Genomic DNA, 19,275 nt, shown 5'->3' with positions numbered 1-19,275 from the left:
ATGACGAAGAAACTGCTGACCGCCGTGCTGCTCGCCACCGCCGCCACCCTGGCGATGGCCCAGCCCTGGCCCGCCAAGCCCGTGACCCTGCTGGTGCCCTTCCCGCCAGGCGGCTCCACCGATGCAATCGCGCGGATGCTGAGCGTGAAGCTGCAGGAGAAGCTCGGCGGCAGCTTCGTCGTCGACAACCGCGGGGGTGCGGGCGGCACCATCGGCACAGTGGCCGTCAAGCGCGCGGCGCCGGACGGCTACACCGTCCTCGTCACGTCCCTGGGCCCGCTGGTCATCGGCCCGCACCTGATGAAGAACATTGGCTACGACCCGACCAAGGACCTGGACTTCATCAGCGTCGCCGTGCAGGCACCCAACGTGCTGGTCGTGCCGGCCGCGTCGGCGCACAAGACCATGGCCGACGTGCTGGCCTTCATGAAGGCGAACCCCGACAAGATGAGCTTCGGCACCTCCGGCAACGGCAGCAGCGACCACATCACCGCTGAACTCTTCTGGCAGCAAACCGGCACCAGCGGCCTGCACATTCCCTACAAGGGCGGCGGCCCGGTCATGACCGACCTGCTGGGCAACCAGGTGGATTCCAGCTTCATGAACATCAACACCGCGCTGCCGCAGATCAAGGCCGGCAAGCTGCGCGCTTTAGGCATCACGAGTGCCAAGCGCTCGCCGGTGCAACCCGATGTGCCGACGCTGGACGAACTGGGCATCAAGGGCGTGCAGGTCTATTCCTGGCAGGCCGTGGCGGCACCCAAGGGCATTCCCGCCGACATCAAGGCCAAGCTGCATGGCGCCGTCGTCGCCGCGCTGAATGCGCCCGACGTGAAACCGAAGCTGCTGGAGCAGGGCTTCGAGATCGTCGCCAACACGCCCGAACAGTTCACCGCCTTCCAGGCCGCCGAGTTCGAGCGCTGGAAGAAGGTCATCACCGAGCGCAAGATCACCGCAGACTGAGTTTCTCCATGAGCAGTTCCACCCCCGTCATCAAAGAGCTGCGCGTCATCCCGGTTGCCGGGCGTGACGGCATGCTGCTCAACCTCAGTGGCGCGCACGCGCCCTTCTTCACCCGCAACCTGCTGATCCTGACCGACAGCGCCGGCAACACCGGCGTGGGCGAAGTGCCCGGCGGCGAGAAGATCCGCCAGACGCTGGAAGACGCACGCAGCCTGGTCGTCGGCCAGCCCATCGGTTCGCACCAAGCCGTGCTGCAGAAGGTCAGCAAGAGCTTCGCCGACCGCGACAGCGGCGGCCGCGGCCTGCAGACCTTCGACCTGCGCACCACCATCCACGCGGCCACGGCCATCGAGTCAGCCTTCCTGGACCTGCTGGGCCAGCACCTCGGTGTGCCGGTTGCGGCCCTGCTCGGCGAAGGCCAGCAGCGCGACGCGGTGGAGATGCTGGGCTACCTGTTCTACGTGGGCGACAAGGCCAAGACCGACCTGCCCTACAACGCCGAGCCCGATGCCGACAACGCCTGGAGCCGCCTGCGCCACGAGGTTGCGCTGACGCCTGAAGCGGTGGTGAAGCTCGCCGAAGCCGCCCGCGAGCGCTACGGCTTCAACGACTTCAAGCTCAAGGGCGGCGTGCTGCGCGGCGACGAGGAAGTGGAAGCAATCCATGCGTTGCACGAACGCTTCCCCGATGCGCGTGTGACGCTGGACCCGAACGGCGGCTGGCTGCTGAAGGACGCGATCCGCCTGATGCGCGACATGAAGGGCGTTCTAGCCTACGCCGAAGACCCCTGCGGCGCCGAAGACGGCTTCTCCGGCCGCGAGGTGATGGCCGAGTTCCGCCGCGCTACCGGCCTGCCCACGGCCACCAACATGGTCGCCACCGACTGGCGCCAGTTGAGCCACGCGCTGTCGCTGCAGAGCGTGGATATCCCGCTGGCCGACCCGCACTTCTGGACCATGGCCGGCTCGGTGCGCGTGGCGCAGACCTGCCGCGACTGGGGCCTGACCTGGGGTTCGCACTCCAACAACCACTTCGACATCTCGCTGGCCATGTTCACCCACGTCGGCGCCGCAGCGCCCGGCAAGGTCACGGCCATCGACACGCACTGGATCTGGCAGGACGGCCAGCGCCTCACCAAGGAGCCGCTGCAGATCGTTGGCGGCCACGTGAAGGTGCCGCCCAAGCCCGGTCTCGGTGTCGAGCTCGACATGGCCGAGGTCGAGAAGGCGCATAACCTCTACAAACAGCACGGCCTGGGTGCACGCGACGACGCGATCGCGATGCAGTACCTGATCCCTGGCTGGAACTTCAACCCCAAGCGCCCCGCGCTGGATCGGTAGTCACGACATGTTCAAGAACCTCATCGCCGGCGAATGGCTGGACGGCCACAGCGCCTCCCGCAACATCAACCCGTCCGACACCCGCGACGTCATCGGCGAGTACACGCAGGCCGACGCCGCCCAGACGGAGCTGGCCATCACCGCCGCAACCGCGGCCTTCCCGAGCTGGAGCCTGTCCACGCCGCAGCAGCGCTTCGACATCCTCGACGCCGTCGGCACCGAGATCCTGGCCCGACGCGCGGAGCTGGGCGACCTGCTGGCCCGCGAGGAAGGTAAGACGCTGCCCGAGGCCATCGGTGAAGTCGCCCGCGCCGGCAACATCTTCAAGTTCTTCGCCGGCGAGGCGCTGCGCCCCGGTGGCGAAAGCCTGCCGTCCGTGCGCCCCGGCGTGGGTGTGGAAGTGACGCGCGAAGCCATCGGCGTCGTCGGCTTGATCACGCCGTGGAACTTCCCCATCGCCATCCCCGCCTGGAAGATCGCGCCGGCCCTGGCCTGGGGCAATTGCGTCGTCTTCAAGCCGGCCGACCTGGTGCCCGGGTCGGCCTGGGCACTGGCCGAGATCCTGTCGCGCAGCGGCCTGCCGGCGGGCGTGTTCAACCTCGTCATGGGCCGCGGCTCGGTCGTCGGCGAGAAGCTGCTGAACGACCCGCGCGTGGCGGCCATCAGCTTCACCGGCTCGGTCGGCACGGGCCAGAAGGTGGCCGCCGCCTGCGTGGCCCGCATGGCCAAGTTCCAGCTCGAGATGGGCGGCAAGAACCCCATGATCGTGCTGGACGACGCCGACCTGAACGTCGCCGTGAACGCGGCCGTCAACAGCGGCTTCTTCTCCACCGGCCAGCGCTGCACGGCGTCGTCGCGCCTCATCGTCACCGAAGGCATCCATGACCGCTTCATCGCCGCCATGGTCGAGAAGATGAAGACGCTGAAGATCGATGACGCGCGCAAGGCCGGCACCGACATCGGCCCCGTGGTGGACGCCAGCCAGCTGGGCCAGGACGTCGACTACCTCGGCATCGCCAAGGCCGACGGCGGCAAGCTGGCGCAGGGCGGCGAGCGCATCGAGCGCAATGCCGACGGCGCGCCGGGCTTCTACCTGACGCCGGCCCTCATCACCGACACGACGCCCGACATGCGCATCAACCGCGAAGAGGTGTTCGGCCCGGTGGTCAGCGTGCTGCGCGCCCGCGACTACGAGCATGCGCTGGCACTGTCCAACGACACGCCGTTCGGCCTGGCCGCCGGCATCGCGACGACCTCGCTGAAGTACGCCACGCACTTCAAGCGCCACTCGCAGGCCGGCATGGTGATGGTCAACCTGCCGACGGCGGGCGTGGACTATCACGTGCCCTTCGGCGGCCGCAAGGGCAGCAGCTACGGCCCGCGCGAACAGGGCCGCCACGCCGCCGAGTTCTACACGACGGTCAAGACGGCTTACACCCAGGCCTGATCCCACTCATTTGGCACCACCGCCCGGCAAGAGGCGGAGCCGCTGCATTGCCCGGAGACACCCGATGAACACCACCACCGCTGGCAGCATGCCGGCCCGTGCGGCCGACAGCGCCGCCACCCGCACCAAGAAGCGCTTCGCCATCCTGGCCATGCTCTTCATCGTCACGACGATCAACTACGCCGACCGCGCCACGCTGTCCATCGCCGGCCCGGCCTTGTCCAAGGAATTGGGCATCGACTCGGTGACCATGGGCTTCATCTTCTCGGCCTTCGGCTGGTCCTACGTCATCGCCCAGCTGCCCGGCGGCTGGCTGCTGGACCGCTACGGCTCCAAGAAGGTCTACGCGGCCAGCATCTTCATCTGGTCCGTGTTCACGCTGCTGCAGGGCGGCATCAGCTTCCTGACCGCCACGGCCACCACCGCCGTCGTCGTGCTGTTCGCGCTGCGCTTCCTCGTCGGCGCGGCCGAAGCGCCGTCCTTCCCGGCCAACGGCCGCATCGTCGCGTCCTGGTTCCCGGCCAACGAGCGCGGCACGGCCTCGGCCATCTTCAACTCGGCCCAGTACTTCGCCACCGTGCTGTTCGCGCCGCTGATGGGCTGGATCACGCACAGCTACGGCTGGCCGGCGGTGTTCGTCGTCATGGGCCTGATCGGCATCGTCATCAGCGCCGTGTGGCTCAAGACCGTCTACACGCCCAAGACCCACCCGAGCATCAACCAGGCCGAACTGGACTACATCGCCGCGGGCGGCGCGCTGGTGAACATGGACCAGCCCGGCACGCAAAGCCGCAGCTTCGCGCCCGAGTCGCCCAAGCTCAACTACATCAAGCAGCTGCTCTCCAACCGCATGCTGATGGGCGTCTACGTGGGCCAGTACTGCATCACCACGCTGACGTACTTCTTCCTGACCTGGTTCCCCGTCTACCTCGTCAAGGAGCGCGGCATGTCCATCCTCAGCGCCGGCTTCGTCGCGGCGCTGCCGGCCATCTGCGGCTTTGCCGGCGGCGTGCTGGGCGGGCTGATCTCGGACAACCTGCTGCGTCGCGGCAAGAGCCTGACCTTCGCCCGCAAGACGCCCATCGTCGTCGGCATGCTGTTGTCCACCAGCATGATCCTGTGCAACTACGTCGACAGCTCGACCGTCGTCGTCGCCATCATGTCGCTGGCCTTCTTCGGCAAGGGCCTCGGGGCGCTGGGTTGGGCCGTCGTGTCGGACACCTCGCCCAAGGAAATCTCGGGCCTGTCGGGTGCGCTGTTCAACACCTTCGGCAACACCGCCGGCATCACGACACCCATCGTCATCGGCTACCTGATCAAGGGCACGGGCTCGTTCAACGCGGCCCTCGTGTTCGTCGCGGCGAACGCGCTGGTGGCCGTGTGCTGCTACCTGTTCGTCGTCGGCGACATCAAGCGCTTCGAGCTCAGGAAGGGTGTTTGACTGCCCAGGCCTCATAGGCTTGGAGCGTCTTCACTGGCCAGGCGCCCCACCAGGCATAGCCGTTGCGGCGCTCGGCGCTGATGTCGTTGACGTCGTCGTGCAGGCTCTTGTCGCGGTCACCGAAGACGGGCTTGAGCGTCTTCGCGTCGTAGTAGCGCGCCCACAGCGGGCCGGCACCCGGCTGCACCACCAGCCGGCGTGCGTCGTCCACCTTGACGAAGGCCCGGTCGCGCACGGCGATGGCGCGCAGTGTTTCGATGCCCGCATGCACGGCCGCCACGACGGCCGGCGACGGCTTGGGCAGGCTCATCAGGAAGTCCAGCGCCTTGGCGCTCTCACCGCTGCTCAGCGCCGGCGGCTCGTAGTTGCGCGCCGAGGCCGGCGCCAGCGTCAGCGCGTCGTGCTGCTGGGCCCACAGCGTGGGCTTGCCGTCGACGCGGATCTGCGTGGCCAGCAGCAACTGCACCGCACGCGCCTCCGCCGCCGCTGCGCTGGCCTTCAGCGGCGCTGGCAGGAAAGCAAGGTCGACCTCGCCGCGCGCCACGAGGCCCATCAGCTCGGCCACCTCGACCAGCGCGTTGTCGTTCAGCGTGATGGCGTCGTGATAGCCGCCCTGCAGCGGCCACACCTGCGGCCAGCCGCCGTTGGGGAACTGCGCGGCCAGCAGATAGCGCAGGCCCCGCTCGGCGGCTTGCCGATACACCTCGCCGGCCTCGCCCAGCCGCGCCGCCGCGACCCGGGCCAGAAAGCGGATCTCGGTGATCGTCGCGTCGTTGTCGATGGTGCCCACGTAGCTCCACTGGGCGTCCTGGGCCGTGTCGAAGTCGCCCGGCGTTGCTCGCTTGTTGTTGTTGTCGGCAACGAAAGCCTGGCCGGCCAGGCGCGGCGGCTTGTCGCGCGGCTGGTTCTTGCCCCAGCCACCGGCCGGCGTCTGGAAGCTCAGGATGTTGCGCGCCACCCCCAGCGCCGCCTCGCTGCCGTACCAGGCGGCCGGCTTGTCCAGCGGCATGCTGCTCTCGCTGTGGCCGCCCTCGGGCGGCGCCGGCCAGGACGCCAGCCCCTTGCGCTCGGCCGCCAGGGCTGCGCGGTCGGCGGCGCGCTGGGCATCCGAACGGGCCAGGTAGTCCGCCCAGGCCGCGCGCTCGGTGGCGGGCAGGGCTGCGACACGCTCGGCCGTCAACGCCTGGGCCGGCGGGATCACGCCGATCTGCGCCGCAAAAGCCGGCAAAGCAAAGGCCAACACAAGTGGCAGAAGACGGCTGGTTACAGCGGGCATGACGGGCAGCGAAGTGGGGGTTGCCCGCAATCTACTGGCACGCGACGGCCGCGGCGGCGCTAATCTCCCGCCGCTCACACAGTTGATCGACACATGACTCATCGTGCGCGTTTCCCCTGGCTCGCCGCCCTGCTGACCTTGGCCGGCTGTGCTGCCCCGCCCCCGCCTACCGTTCCCCCACCCGCGCGAACAGGCCTGCAGCAGGCCTGGGTGCAGGCCGTGGCCGGCCCCGCCTGGGCCGTGCGCGCCTTGACCGGCGAGGCCGAGTGCCCCGCGCTGCGCTGGGACGGCGGCAGCGCCGCGATGCTGCCCCGCAGCGCCCCGGGCGACGAGCCCCCGCCGCCCGGCAACACCCAGCCCGAGCGCAAGCCCACGCACTTCGCGCTGCTCGCCTGCGAGGCCGCATGGCCGGCCGGCGTGCGCCGCGTGCAGGTCGGCACCGTCGCGCTGAACGCGCCGGCCGCCGAGCTGCTGCGCATCGTCGTCATCGGCGACACGGGCTGCCGGCTCAAGGCCTCGGACAAGGACTTCCAGCCCTGCAACGACGCCTACGGCTGGCCCTTCCCGCGCGTGCTGGCGCGGGCGCTGAGCCTCAAGCCCGACCTCGTCATCCATGTCGGCGACTACCACTACCGCGAAAGCCCCTGCCCCGCCGGCATGACCGGCTGCGCCAACAGCCCCTGGGGCTATGGCGACGACACCTGGCAGGCCGACTTCTTCCAGCCCGCCCGCGCCTTGCTGGCCGCCGCGCCCTGGGTGTTCGTGCGCGGCAACCACGAGGCCTGCAACCGTGCCGGCCAGGGCTGGCTGCGCTATCTGGACGCCGAAACCGGTGCTGCGCGCGCCTGCGAGGCCGAGGTGGCCGCCGCGGGCCGGGTCAACGAAGGCGATTTCACGGCGCCCTTCGCCGTGCCGTTGTCGCCGCGCAGCCAGCTCATCGTCTTCGACTCCGCAGAGATCGGCGGCCGCACGCCGCCCCGGGACTCGCCGGCCTGGGCGCGCTGGCGCCAGCAGCTCGACCGCGTGGCCGAGCTGTCCGGGGAGCGGGCGCAAAGCCTCTTCCTGAGCCACCACCCGAGCCTGGCTTTCAGCCCCAGCGTCAGTGGCGCGCCCGGCCAGGCCCGCTCGGGCCTGACGCCGCTGCTGCAGGATGCGGTGCCCGGCCGCCTCTTCCCACCCGGCGTGCAGGCCACCGTCCACGGCCATCTGCACATCCACCAGGTGCTGGGTTTTGCCAGCAACCAGCCCGCCTCCCTCATCATCGGCAACGGCGGCTCGGCCGCGTCGGGGCGCATCAACGCCGCGGCGGCGCTGCGGGCCGAGCCACTGCACGGCGTGCGGGTGGAGACCTTCCAGAGCCACACCGAGTTCGGCCTGACGCTGCTGACGGCCACGCCCCAGGGCTGGCAGCTGCAGGCCTTCAACTCGCTCGGCCAGCCCCTGGGGGCCTGCAGCCTCGCGGGCCAGAAACTGAGCTGCTGAGCGGTTGCCAGCGGGCACGCCTGGTAACCACTGACCGACAACTGACTTATGGCACGTAGGACCCACGCGCATTTCGTCACTGCATGCCCGATTTGAAGGGTTTCCGCAGGGTAAATCGGCTATCCGCCCAAGACCCGGCCGCTACACTCGGGGCTCCTGTCAAGCTGTTTTTGACAGGCCCTCGTTGATCACAGGACTCGGCCTCATGAGCTCCAAATTGAAAGTCGCCGGTTGGGTTGCCCTCGGTGCCGTCGCAGGTGCACTCACCACGATGCAACTCCAGGCCAATGCTCGCAGCAGCCTGTCTCCCCTGCCGCTGGACGAAATGCAGCAGCTCGCCGCGGTCTTCGGCCTCGTCAAGAGCGACTATGTCGAGCAGGTCGACGAGAAGAAACTGATCAACGACGCCATCGCCGGCATGGTGTCCGGGCTGGATCCGCACTCCCAGTTCTTCGACAAGAAGACCTTCAAGGAATTCCGTGAAGGCACGACCGGCAAGTTCGTCGGCGTGGGCATCGAGATCGGCATGGAAGACGGCCTGGTCAAGGTTGTCTCCCCCATCGAAGGCTCGCCCGCCTTCCGCGCCGGCCTGAAGAGCGGCGACCTGATCAGCCGCATCGACGACACGGCAGTGCGCGGCCTGACCATCGACCAGGCCGTCAAGAAGATGCGCGGCGACCCGTCCACCAAGGTCAGCCTCACCATCTACCGCAAGGCCGAGAACCGCACCTTCCCCGTGACCATCACGCGTGAAGAGATCAAGGTCCAGAGCGTGCGCGCCAAGGTGGTCGAACCCGGCTATGCCTGGATCCGCGTCAGCCAGTTCCAGGACCGCACCGTCGACGACTTCGCCAAGAAGCTCGAAGAGATCTACAAGCAGGAGCCTCACCTGAAGGGTCTGGTGCTCGACCTGCGCAACGACCCGGGTGGCCTGCTCGACGGCGCCATCGCCATCTCGGCAGCCTTCCTGCCCAAGGACGTTGAGGTCGTGTCGACCAACGGCCAGATCGCCGAGTCCAAGGCCAGCTACAAGGCCAGTCCCGACGACTACCGCCGCCGCAGCAGCGACGACCCGATCAAGCGCCTGCCCGCCGCGTTGAAGAACGTGCCGCTGGTGGTGCTGGTCAACGAAGGCTCGGCCAGCGCCAGCGAAATCGTCGCCGGCGCCCTGCAAGACCACCACCGCGCCACCGTCATGGGCGCCCAGACCTTCGGCAAGGGCTCGGTGCAGACCGTTCGCCAACTCGGCCCGGAAACGGCGCTGAAGATCACGACGGCGCGCTACTACACGCCGAGCGGCCGCTCCATCCAGGCCAAGGGCATCGTGCCCGACGTCATGCTGGACGAAACTGCCGATGGCAACGTGTTCGCCGCGCTGCGCATGCGCGAGGCCGACCTCGAGAAGCACCTGAACAACGGCCCCGAGGACAACGAAGCACGCCAGAAGGCCCGCGAGGAAGCTCGCACCAAGCTGGAAGCCGAGTTTGCCAAGCGCGCCGAGCCGCCCAAGCCTCTGCCAGAATTCGGCTCTACCGAAGATTTCCCGCTGGCTCAGGCACTGAACCAGCTCAAGGGTCAGCCGGTCATTGCGTCAAAGACGGCACTGGAACGCAAGGCTGAAGCGAAGACGACCGAATAGCCGTAGCTCCTGACTTCAAGCACAAGGGCCTCGCAAGAGGCCCTCTTTTTTTGCCGGCCTGCTTTGCCCGCCCGTTTGCTCAACGCGAACGCGTGACGGCCAGGGCACCCAGCGCCGCGACGGCACCCAGCGCCGGCACCGCACGCCACCCAAAGGCCGCCAGCAGCGCCGAGCCCAGCGCCGCGCCGCTGGCCATGCCCACGAACATGCTGCTCACCAGCACTGCGTTAAGCCGGCTGCGCGAGGCCGGATCCAGGCTGTAGATGACGCTCTGGTGCGAGACCAGCGCCGCCTGCACGCCCAGGTCGAAAACCACGGCCACGCCCACCAGCAGCCACAGCGATGCCGGCGCCAGCGCCTGCACCGCGAAGGCCAGGAACACCAGCAGCGCCGCGACGCGGATGACCGCCTGCGGCCCGCGCTTGTCGGCAATACCACCCGCCAGCGGCGCGGCCAGTGCTCCGGCCGCACCCGCCAGGCCGAACGCGCCCGCCACCGCACTGCCCTGGTTGAAATCCGCCGTGGCCAGCACCAGCGCCAGCGTGGACCAGAACGAACTGAAGGCCACGCTCAGCAGCCCTTGCGCCCACGCCGCGCGGCGCAGCGCTGCATGGCTACGCCAGAGCACCAGCATCGAGGCCAACAGGCTGCCGTAGCCGGCGGAGGTCGCCGGCACGAAGCGCGGCAGCCCACGCCACAGCAGCGGCATGGCCACGAGCACGGCCGCTGCGGCGATGCCGTACACCGCGCGCCAGCCGGCCAGCGCGGCGATGGAGCCGCTGGCCACGCGCGACAGCAGGATGCCCAGCAACAGCCCCGTCATCACCTGGCCCACCCGCTTGCCGCGCTCGGCCTCGGGCGCCAGCGTGGCGGCGGCGGGCACCAAGTCCTGGGCCAGCGTCGCGGTGACGCCGATGATGACGCTCGCCAGCGCCAGCGCGGCGAAGCTGGGCGCCAGCGCAGCAAACGCCAGCGCCGCGACCAGGGCCGCCGACTTCACAAGGATGATGCGGCGCCTGTCGAACCGGTCCCCCAGCGGCGACAGCAGCAGGATGGCGGCGGCGTAGCCCAGCTGGGTCAGCGTCGGCAGCAGGCCGATGCCGGCACTGCCGACGCCGAACTGCTCCGACAGCAGACCCAGCAGCGGCTGCACGTAATAGATGGATGCGACCGCCAGGCCGGTGGCCGTGGCCAGCAGCAGCGTCAGCGCGGTGCCGAGCGCCGGCGCAGGCCCGGAGGCCGCGTCGGGAGAAGCCAGTGAGGAAGACACGCGTATTTCCAGAATCGTCAATGTTCGGGAGTGTGCGTAGGGGTATGGCAACTGGGTAGACGCGAACGGCGTCTGACTGCCATACGCTAGACGCATGAGCACTTCCGCCGACCGCCTGTTGCTGATGCAGACCTTCATCCGCATCGTCGAGGCCGGCAGCCTCTCGGCCGCGGCGCGCCAGCTCGGCACCACCCAGCCCACGGTCAGCCGGCGGCTGCAGGCGCTGGAGCAGCAGTTCGGCCAGCCGCTCATCCAGCGCTCCACCCACGCGCTACGCCTGACCGAGACGGGCGAGCGGGTGCTGGAGCGCGCCAAGGCCCTGGCCGCGGACTGGGAGGACTTCGAGCATTCGCTGCGCGTGGAGCCAGCCCGGCCCGAGGGGCTGCTGCGCGTGCAGGTGCCGCATGCCTTCGGCCAGGAGCACCTGATCGCGCCGCTGGTGCGGGCGCTGAAGGACGCGCCCAAGCTGCGCGTGGACTGGCTGCTGAACGACGCGACGCCCAATTTCATCGAGCAGGGGCTGGACTGCGCGATCCGCGTTGGCGGCACGGCCGAGGGCGCGGTGGTGGCCATCCCGCTGGCCCGCGTGCCGCGCGTGCTGGTGGCCGCACCATCGCTGCTGGCCGGGCGCGACCCGCAGGAGCCCGACGACATTGCCGACCTGCCCTGGATCGCGATCTCCACCTTCTACCGCCAGGAGGTGCAGCTCGAGCGCGACGACGGCGTGCGCCAGCGCCTGGCCATCCGCCCTGTGCTGGCGACGGACAGCCTGTACGCCACGCGCGAGGCCACGCGGCTGGGCCTGGGTGCAGCGCTGCAGTCGGGCTGGGCCGTGCAGAAGGACATCGCCGAAGGCCGGCTCGTGCGCCTGCTGCCGCGCTGGCGCGGCGTGCCGCTGCCCGTTCACCTGCTCTACCCCAACCCGCCGGCGCCCACTGCGCGGCTGCGCTATTTCATCGAGGCGATGCGGCGCAGCATGAGTGAACCACTCTGGCCGGATATCTAATCTCCACCCATGAACGACGACGATCTGCTGCGCTACTCCCGCCACCTGATGCTCGACGAGATCGGCATCGAGGGCCAGCAGCGCCTGCTGGACGCCAGCGCCCTGGTCATCGGTGCCGGCGGCCTGGGTTCGCCGGTGGCGCTGTACCTGGCCTCGGCCGGCGTCGGCCGCATCACGCTCGTCGACCACGACACCGTGTCGCTGACCAACCTGCAACGCCAGATCGCCCACGACATGGGCAGCCTGGACCGGCTCAAGGTCGAGTCCGCCGCCACGCGCATGACCGCACTCAACCCTGGCGTGACGGTGCGCGCGCTGGCCGAGAAAGCCGACGCCGCGTTGCTGGATGCCGAGGTGCCCGGGGCAGACGTCGTCATCGACTGCACCGACAACTTCGCCACGCGCCATCTCGTCAACGCGGCTTGCGTGCGGCACGGCAAACCGCTGGTTTCCGGCGCAGCCATCGGCTTCGACGGCCAGATCAGCGTCTATGACAGCCGCTCGCGAGAGCTGCCCTGCTACGCCTGCCTGTTTCCGCCCGAGTCCGGCTTCGAAGACGTCGCCTGCTCAACCATGGGCGTATTCGCGCCGCTGGTGGGCATCGTCGGCAGCATGCAGGCGGCCGAAGCGCTCAAGCTGCTGGCCGGCATCGGCGAGCCGCTGGCCGGGCGCCTGCTGATGCTGGACGGGCGGCGCATGCAGTGGAGCGAGATCGCCATGCAGCGCGACCCGGAGTGCTCGGTCTGCGGCGGTGGATGAAATCCCGCAAACGCCTCTGAATGGGGCGGAAAATTCGGTCCCGATCTGCCCACAATGCCCTCGCCCATGAAGCTCGACGACGTCCCGACGCGCAACTTCCCGACTGCCAAGGAAGAGTGCCGCACGCTGCAGCCCCACCCCGATTACGACGGCCCGGGCAGCGCCTATGAACTGGCCTTCAAGGACGAGTCCTTCCTGCTGCGCCAGGACATGCGCCCCGTGCGCATGCAGCTGGAGCTGATGAAGCCTGAGCTCGTGCAGAACGAGCAGGGCATCAAGGCCACCATCGTCATCTTCGGCAGTGCCCGCATCCTGCCTGCCGAGGCCGCCCAGGCGCTGCTGACGGTGGCCGAGGACCGCGGCGACGAGGCTGGCGCGGCGAAGGCACGCCGCCAGCTGTCGATGAGCCACTATTACGAAGAGGCACGCCGCTTCGCGCAGATCGCGACCACCGCCTGCGCCGAGCGCGGCAACCACGTCGTCGTCGCCACGGGCGGCGGCCCCGGCATCATGGAAGCCGGCAACCGCGGCGCCTACGAGGTGGGCGGCAAAAGCGTCGGCCTGAACATCGTGCTGCCGCATGAGCAGTACCCCAACCCCTACATCACGCCGGAGCTGTGCTTTCGCTTCCACTACTTCGGCCTGCGCAAGATGCACTTCCTGATGCGCTCCATCGCGCTGGTGTGCTTCCCCGGCGGCTTCGGCACGCTGGACGAACTGTTTGAGACGCTGACGCTGATGCAGACCGGCAAGAGCCGCCGCCGCCCCATCCTGCTGTTCGGGCGCGAGTTCTGGACCAAGCTCATCAACATCGAGCTGCTGATCGAGACCGGGATGATCAATCCCGGCGATGCGCAGCTCTTCCACTACGTCGAGACCGCCGAAGAAGCCTGGGCCGTCTTGCAAGCCGAACCCGAACTTTCAAGCCCCGCCAAGTCATGACCAAACTTCGCAATGTCTCCCTCATCGGCGCCCCCACCGACATCGGCGCCGGCGCCCGCGGTGCCAGCATGGGCCCCGAAGCCATGCGCGTGGCGGGCCTGGCCGAGGCGCTGCGCGCCCGCGGCGTGGACGTCGTCGACCGCGGCAACCTGAACGGCCCGTCCAACCCCTGGCTGCCGCCGACCGACGGCTACCGCCACCTGAACGAAGTCGTCGCCTGGAACCAGACCGTGCACGACGCCGTCTACAACGAGCTGAAGACCGGCCGCATGCCCATCCTGCTGGGCGGCGACCACTGCCTGGGCCTGGGCTCCATCAGCGCCGTGGCCCGCCACTGCCGCGACACCGGCAAGAAGCTGCGCGTGCTGTGGCTGGACGCGCATGCCGACTTCAACACCAGCGAGCTCACGCCCAGCGGCAACATCCACGGCATGCCCGTGGCCTGCCTGTGCGGCTTCGGCCCCAAGGAACTCATCGAGATCGGCGGCCATGTGCCGGCCATCTCGCCCAAGTGGGTGCGCCAGATCGGCATCCGCAGCGTTGACGAGGGCGAACGCGCCTTCGTGCACGAGCACGACCTGGAAGTGTTCGACATGCGCTTCATCGACGAGATGGGCATGCGCCACACGATGGAGCTGGCACTCGCAACGCTGGACGACAACACCCACCTGCACGTCAGCTTCGACGTCGACTTCCTCGACCCCGTGATGGCGCCCGGCGTCGGCACGACGGTCGGCGGCGGCCCGACCTACCGTGAGGCCCACCTGTGCATGGAGATGATTGCCGACACCGGCCGCATGGCGTCCATGGACCTGATGGAGCTGAACCCGGCGCTGGACGAGAAGAACCGCACCGCCATCGTTGCGGTGGACTTGATCGAATCGCTGTTTGGCAAGTCCACGCTGATGCGCAAGTGAGGTCTACAGCCCCAGCTCGCTGAGGCTGGGGTGATCGTCCGGCCGCCGGCCCAACGGCCAGAAGAACAACCGCGCCGATTCGGCGATGGGCAGGTCGTTGATGCTGGCAAAGCGCCGCTGCATCAGCCCCTCGGCCGTGAACTCCCAGTTCTCGTTGCCGTAGCTGCGGTACCAATGGCCCGAGTCGTCGTGCCATTCGTAGGCAAAGCGTACGGCGATGCGGTGGCCGTCGTGCGCCCACAGCTCCTTGATGAGCCGGTAGTCCAGCTCGCGCGCCCATTTGCGCACGAGAAGACCATGCACCTGCTCCCGGCCGACCGGGAACTCCGCGCGGTTGCGCCAGACCGTGTCGTCCGTGTAGACGCCCACGACGCGATCCGGGTCGCGGCTGTTCCAGGCGTCCTCGGCCAGGCGAACCTTCTGAATGGCCGTCTCGTGCGTGAACGGCGGCAGCGGTGGTTTGATAGTCATCAGTAGGTCTTGTAGGGCAGGAACTTGCCGCTCATGACGATGCTGACGCGGTCGCCGGCCGCGTTGGGCTCGCGCTGCAAGTCCATCTTGAAGTCGATGGCGCTCATGATGCCGTCGCCGAACTCTTCGTGGATCAGCTCCTTGAAGGTGGTGCCGTAGACGCTGATCAGCTCGTAGAAGCGGTAGATCAGCGGGTCGGTCGGCACACTGGTCGGCAGGCTGCCCTTGTAGGGCACGACCTTGAGCCACTGCGCCTCGGCTTCGGTCAGGTCGAAGACCTTGGCCAGCGTCGCAGCCTGCGCGTCGGTGAAGGTCATCTGGCCGAGGCAGCCGGCCGTGACCCATTCCTTGCTGAGGCCGATCTCGGTGGCCACGTCGGCCCACTTGATGCCTTTGGCCACCTTGGTGGCGATGATCTTTTCGGTGACGTCGAGGCGGCTCATGCGGTGCTCCTGAGGGTGGTGAGTGAGGGTTCGAGAGGGATGACTTCGGCGGACTGCAAACCCGGTCGCACCTCGGGCGGCTGCTCGGGCGCGCGGCCGTGGGACAGCGTGGCGCTGCGCTCGACGAGGAAGTCGACGAGGTGGTTGCGGATTCGATAGAACTGCGGGTCGTGGTGCAGCGACGCGCGCTGCCGGTCACGGCTCATCGTGTTGACGACGATCTCCGCCACGCGGGCCTGCGGGCCGTTGGCCATCAGCAGGATGCGGTCCGCCAGCAGGATGGCTTCGTCCACGTCGTGCGTGATCATGAAGACGGTCTGGTGCGTGGCGGCGCAGATCTTCAGCAGCTCGTCCTGGATGGTGCCGCGCGTCAGCGCATCCAGCGCGCCGAAGGGCTCGTCCAGCAGCAGCATGCGTGGCTCGATGGCAAAGGCGCGCGCGATGCCCACCCGCTGCTTCATGCCGCCGGAGAGCTGGCTGGGCTTCTTGTCCAGCGCGGGCGTGAGGCCCACGAGGGCGACGTACTTCTGCACCTGTGCGTCCACCTCGACGCGGCTCCAGACCGGCCACTTGCTGCGCACCGCGAACGCGATGTTCTGGCGCACGGTGAGCCACGGCATCAGCGCATGGCCCTGGAAGACGACGCCGCGCTCCAGGCCCGGTGCGTTCACCTCGCGCTGGGCCATGAAGACATGGCCGCTGCTGGCCTGCTCCAGGCCGGCCAGCACATTGAGGATGGTCGTCTTGCCGCAGCCGCTGTGGCCGATGATGCAGACGAATTCGCCCTCGGTCAGCGTGAAGTTGACGCCGTCGAAGACGGTCGCGTCGCCATAGCGCTTGGCCAGGCCCTGCACTTGAACCAGTTCAGTCGGCATAGGTCACCGCCTTCTGGGCGCGGGCGAACAGCAGGTCCAGCGTCATGCCCACGAGGCCGATGACGAGGATGGCGAAGATGACGTTGGGCAGGCTGAGGTTGTTCCACTCGTTCCAGACAAAGTAGCCAATGCCCGTGCCGCCCACCAGCATCTCGGCCGCCACGATGACCAGCCACGCGATGCCCATGCTGATGCGCATGCCCGTCAGGATGGTGGGCGCCGCGGCGGGCAGGATCACCTCGAAGGCGCGGCGCAGCGGGCTCACCTCCAGCGTGAGCGCCACGTTCAGCCACTCGCGCCGCACGCCGGCCACGCCGAAGGCGGTGTTGATCAACATCGGCCACAGGCTGCAGATGAAGATGACGAAGATGCCGCTCGCCGCCGAATCCTTGATCGTGTAGAGCGCCAGCGGCATCCAGGCGAGCGGCGAGATGGGCTTCAGGACCTGGATGAAGGGATCGAGCGCGCGGTGGATGAGCGGGCTCATGCCGATGACGAAGCCGAGTGGGATGGCGACCAGCGCTGCCAGCAGATAACCCAGCCCGACGCGGCCCAACGAATAGGCCAGCTGCAGGGCGATGCCCTTGTCGTTGGGGCCGCGGTCGTAGAAGGGCTCGGCCAGGTGGTGCATCACGACGGTGCCCATCTGCGCCAGCGTCGGGAAGCCACTCTTCGCAACCGTCGGCGTCGCGTCGACGGGCTTGCCCATCAGCTTGGCGTACTCGATCTGCTCGGGCGTCATCGCCGCGGCCGGCTTGGCAGCGGGCGCCGTGCCGAGCGTGGCGAGGTGCCACACGCCGAGCAGGCAGCCGAGCAGCAGCAGCGACAGCAGGCCGGCGCGGAAGGCGAGCGTGGGCTTCATGTGCGTTTGATCGCGAAGCTGCTGACGTAGGCGTCGGGTTTGGTCGGGTCGAACTCCTTGCCCATGACCTTGAACTTCGGATAGCCGCCGGCCTTGTCTTCCGGCACGGCGATGTCCAGCGCCTTCATCTGCTTCTTCGCGTCCGTCAGCAGGAAGACCTTCTCGGCGATCTGCTGGTAGTTCACATCGCCCTTCAGGTAGCCCCAGCGCTTCATCTGCGTCAGGATCCACACGGCCATGCTCTGCCAGGGCATGGGGTCGAAGTCGGCGCGGTCGGGCACAACCTTGACGTTGCCCAGGCCATCGGCGAACTTGCCCGTCAGCACCTGGGCGATGACGGTCTCGGGCTGGTTCAGGTAGGCCTGCGGCGCGATGACCTTGGCGATCAACTCGCGGTTGCGTGCCTCGCGGGCCATGGCGGCGGCCGTCAGCACCGCGCGGTACAGCGCGATGAAGGTGTTGGGGTTCTTGGCGATGAACTCGCTGCTCGTGCCAAAGGCGCAGCAGGGGTGGCCATTCCACAGCTCCTTGGTGAGCAGGTGGATGAAGCCCACTTCCTCGTACACCGCGCGCTGGTTGAACGGGTCGGGGCCGAGGAAGCCATCGATGTTGCCGGCGCGCAGGTTGGCCACCATCTCGGGCGGCGGCACCACGCGGATCTGGATGTCGCGATCCGGGTCCAGCCCCGCTTCCGCCACGTAGTAGCGCAGCAGGAAGTTGTGCATCGAGTACTCGAAGGGCACTGCGAACTTGAAGCCCTTCCAGCTCGCCGGATCACGCTTGTCCTTGTGCTTCACGCTGAGCGTGATGGCCTGGCCGTTGGTGTTCTGGATGGTGGCCACGTTCATCGGCGTGGCCGGCGCGCCCAGGCCGAGGCTGATGGCCAGCGGCATCGGCGACAGGAAATGCGTCGCGTCGTACTCCTTGTTCAGCATCTTGTCGCGGATCAGCGCCCAGCCCGCCGTCTTGACGACCTCTACGTTCAGCCCCTGCTTGGCATAGAAGCCCAGCGGGTGCGCCATGATCAGCGGCGTGGCGCAGGTGATGGGGATGAAGCCGATCTTCAGGTCCTTCTTCTCCAGCGCGCCCTTGTCCTGGGCCATGGCCTGCAGCGATGCGATGGGCAGCACGCTGCCGATGGCGGCCATCGCCGTGCGGCGGCCCACGGCCTTCAGGAAGCGGCGACGCAGCGCGTCCTGCGGGAACAGCGCCTTCACCAGTGCAGCCTCGACGAAGCTGGCCGACTCGGCTTCGAAGTCGGCCGTCTCGCTGCGGGTCCGAAGTTCAGCGGCGGCGTGATCGGCAGCACTGGCGTGCTGGCCGCAGGCGCAGTGCATCAGCAAGGGCCGGTCGGCGTCGTAGGGATCGTGGGTCATCGAGTGCTCCTGGGGATGGGAGCGACTCTAGGAACGGGCACGCCGTCGCGGAATCGTGGTGGGCGGCGACTTCTTGTAGGGCTGGAACTACCAGGGAAAACCTGGAGTGGCCGCGGTTGGCTTCAAACGGGGGAGACCCGGCGCCGCTGGCATCATCAGCCGTCAACGACAAGTGAAACGCACGGCAGAGAACCTGTAAGTGCGTGCCGCTTTTGCCGGAAATTTAATGCTGTATGGAATGCAGCGGAACGGGAGACTTTCCGTGTCGATTCAAGCACTTGCCTGCAATGCAAGGCGCCGATCTAGGGCGCAGTGCGTCTGCCTAGGCGGCGCCGCCTGTCTCCACAGAACACGTTAGGCGGCATCAAATGACCTCTCCTCCCAAAGACCACGGTGCTCATCGAGCAGGCTGCACCGGGCCTGATCTGAAGCTTCAAGGGCGCGCGATATCCGCTGTAGCGGCGCACCCGCTCTGCATTGAGGCGAAGACCTTTCCATTCTGCGAACCTGTGGTGATGTTGGAGTCAAGTACCTGGGTCGACGGATTTCGGATTCCACAAGAGTCAAAAGCCTTGATTAAGGAGTCTCTCGCGGAGCTGGAGCAGTTCGTCTTCGTTTCCTTTTGGACTTCCGATAAACAACCGCAGTCTTTGAGCGGTGGCGGCAAAACTTTCGACTTCTTTCTTCACCCTGAGTCGCTCCGGGTTCTGCACGCGACAACTGGAACCTGGAGATCGTGAGGCCCCTCTTTGCTGTTTCGCGAATG

The 19,275-nt window shown here is 67.9% G+C and carries 18 protein-coding genes; 10 read left to right on the top strand and 8 right to left on the bottom strand.

The window, feature by feature from the left end; translation table 11 throughout:
• The 4 genes from AC07V5_RS18930 to AC07V5_RS18915 all read left to right on the top strand — a co-directional run bounded on the left by AC07V5_RS18930 (position 1) and on the right by AC07V5_RS18915 (position 5,191).
• A complete protein-coding gene (locus tag AC07V5_RS18930) occupies positions 1–963 on the top strand; it encodes a Bug family tripartite tricarboxylate transporter substrate binding protein (protein WP_495117260.1) in 963 nt (320 codons plus the stop codon).
• An 8-nt stretch (positions 964–971) separates the two neighbouring features.
• On the top strand, positions 972–2,303 hold the full coding sequence (gene gudD, locus AC07V5_RS18925; RefSeq protein WP_495117259.1) for a glucarate dehydratase: 1,332 nt from the start codon (positions 972–974) through the stop codon (positions 2,301–2,303).
• Between the two features lie 7 nt (positions 2,304–2,310).
• A complete protein-coding gene (locus AC07V5_RS18920) occupies positions 2,311–3,750 on the top strand; it encodes an aldehyde dehydrogenase family protein (protein ID WP_495117258.1) in 1,440 nt (479 codons plus the stop codon).
• A gap of 88 nt (positions 3,751–3,838) precedes the next feature.
• Positions 3,839–5,191, top strand: a complete 1,353-nt coding sequence (locus tag AC07V5_RS18915; protein WP_495118009.1) for an MFS transporter — start codon at positions 3,839–3,841, stop codon at positions 5,189–5,191.
• Here AC07V5_RS18915 and pelA read toward each other — a convergent pair.
• The gene (gene pelA / locus AC07V5_RS18910; RefSeq protein WP_495117257.1) at positions 5,175–6,467 is read right to left on the bottom strand and encodes a pectate lyase; all 1,293 of its coding nucleotides are present in this window, start codon (positions 6,465–6,467) and stop codon (positions 5,175–5,177) included. The two genes, AC07V5_RS18915 and pelA, sit on opposite strands and share 17 nt — an antisense overlap.
• Positions 6,468–6,560: 93 nt before the next feature.
• Here pelA and AC07V5_RS18905 point away from each other — a divergent pair, with 93 nt between their 5' ends.
• A complete protein-coding gene (locus AC07V5_RS18905) occupies positions 6,561–7,949 on the top strand; it encodes a metallophosphoesterase (RefSeq protein ID WP_495117256.1) in 1,389 nt (462 codons plus the stop codon).
• Positions 7,950–8,154: 205 nt separating this feature from the next.
• Positions 8,155–9,588, top strand: coding sequence for a S41 family peptidase (locus AC07V5_RS18900; RefSeq protein ID WP_495117255.1), 1,434 nt, complete (start codon positions 8,155–8,157; stop codon positions 9,586–9,588).
• Between the two features lie 79 nt (positions 9,589–9,667).
• Here AC07V5_RS18900 and AC07V5_RS18895 read toward each other — a convergent pair whose 3' ends face one another.
• Entirely contained in the window at positions 9,668–10,858 is a 1,191-nt protein-coding gene (locus AC07V5_RS18895; protein WP_495117254.1) for an MFS transporter, read from the bottom strand.
• Between the two features lie 94 nt (positions 10,859–10,952).
• Here AC07V5_RS18895 and AC07V5_RS18890 point away from each other — a divergent pair, with 94 nt between their 5' ends.
• The 4 genes from AC07V5_RS18890 to rocF all read left to right on the top strand — a co-directional run bounded on the left by AC07V5_RS18890 (position 10,953) and on the right by rocF (position 14,482).
• Complete coding sequence (locus tag AC07V5_RS18890) at positions 10,953–11,864, top strand: LysR family transcriptional regulator (protein WP_495117253.1); 912 nt, start codon at positions 10,953–10,955, stop codon at positions 11,862–11,864.
• A 9-nt stretch (positions 11,865–11,873) separates the two neighbouring features.
• Positions 11,874–12,623: a HesA/MoeB/ThiF family protein gene (locus AC07V5_RS18885; protein ID WP_495117252.1), complete on the top strand. Its 750-nt coding sequence runs from the start codon at positions 11,874–11,876 to the stop codon at positions 12,621–12,623.
• Between the two features lie 66 nt (positions 12,624–12,689).
• A complete protein-coding gene (locus AC07V5_RS18880) occupies positions 12,690–13,565 on the top strand; it encodes an LOG family protein (protein WP_495117251.1) in 876 nt (291 codons plus the stop codon).
• Positions 13,562–14,482 (top strand): arginase, encoded by a 921-nt coding sequence (rocF, locus tag AC07V5_RS18875; protein ID WP_495117250.1) that lies wholly within the window; start codon positions 13,562–13,564, stop codon positions 14,480–14,482. Before AC07V5_RS18880 ends, rocF begins: the two co-directional genes overlap by 4 nt.
• A 3-nt stretch (positions 14,483–14,485) precedes the next feature.
• Here rocF and AC07V5_RS18870 read toward each other — a convergent pair whose 3' ends face one another.
• From AC07V5_RS18870 to AC07V5_RS18845, 6 genes are all read right to left on the bottom strand, one after another.
• Entirely contained in the window at positions 14,486–14,953 is a 468-nt protein-coding gene (locus AC07V5_RS18870; RefSeq protein WP_495117249.1) for a nuclear transport factor 2 family protein, read from the bottom strand.
• The gene (cynS, locus tag AC07V5_RS18865) at positions 14,953–15,396 is read right to left on the bottom strand and encodes a cyanase (protein ID WP_495117248.1); all 444 of its coding nucleotides are present in this window, start codon (positions 15,394–15,396) and stop codon (positions 14,953–14,955) included. Before cynS ends, AC07V5_RS18870 begins: the two co-directional genes overlap by 1 nt.
• Entirely contained in the window at positions 15,393–16,271 is an 879-nt protein-coding gene (locus AC07V5_RS18860) for an ABC transporter ATP-binding protein (protein ID WP_495117247.1), read from the bottom strand. The genes cynS and AC07V5_RS18860 overlap by 4 nt, the downstream gene beginning before the upstream one ends.
• Positions 16,261–17,133, bottom strand: a complete 873-nt coding sequence (ntrB, locus tag AC07V5_RS18855; protein ID WP_495117246.1) for a nitrate ABC transporter permease — start codon at positions 17,131–17,133, stop codon at positions 16,261–16,263. Before ntrB ends, AC07V5_RS18860 begins: the two co-directional genes overlap by 11 nt.
• Entirely contained in the window at positions 17,130–18,509 is a 1,380-nt protein-coding gene (locus tag AC07V5_RS18850) for a CmpA/NrtA family ABC transporter substrate-binding protein (RefSeq protein WP_495117245.1), read from the bottom strand. Before AC07V5_RS18850 ends, ntrB begins: the two co-directional genes overlap by 4 nt.
• A 563-nt stretch (positions 18,510–19,072) precedes the next feature.
• Positions 19,073–19,198, bottom strand: coding sequence for a hypothetical protein (locus tag AC07V5_RS18845; RefSeq protein WP_495117244.1), 126 nt, complete (start codon positions 19,196–19,198; stop codon positions 19,073–19,075).
• Positions 19,199–19,275: the final 77 nt, after the last annotated feature.

This window comes from Roseateles sp. GW821-FHT02E12 (assembly GCF_059421665.1).
Note: the sequence above shows the minus strand (reverse complement) of the source record. Positions and strands in the feature narration are given on the sequence as shown.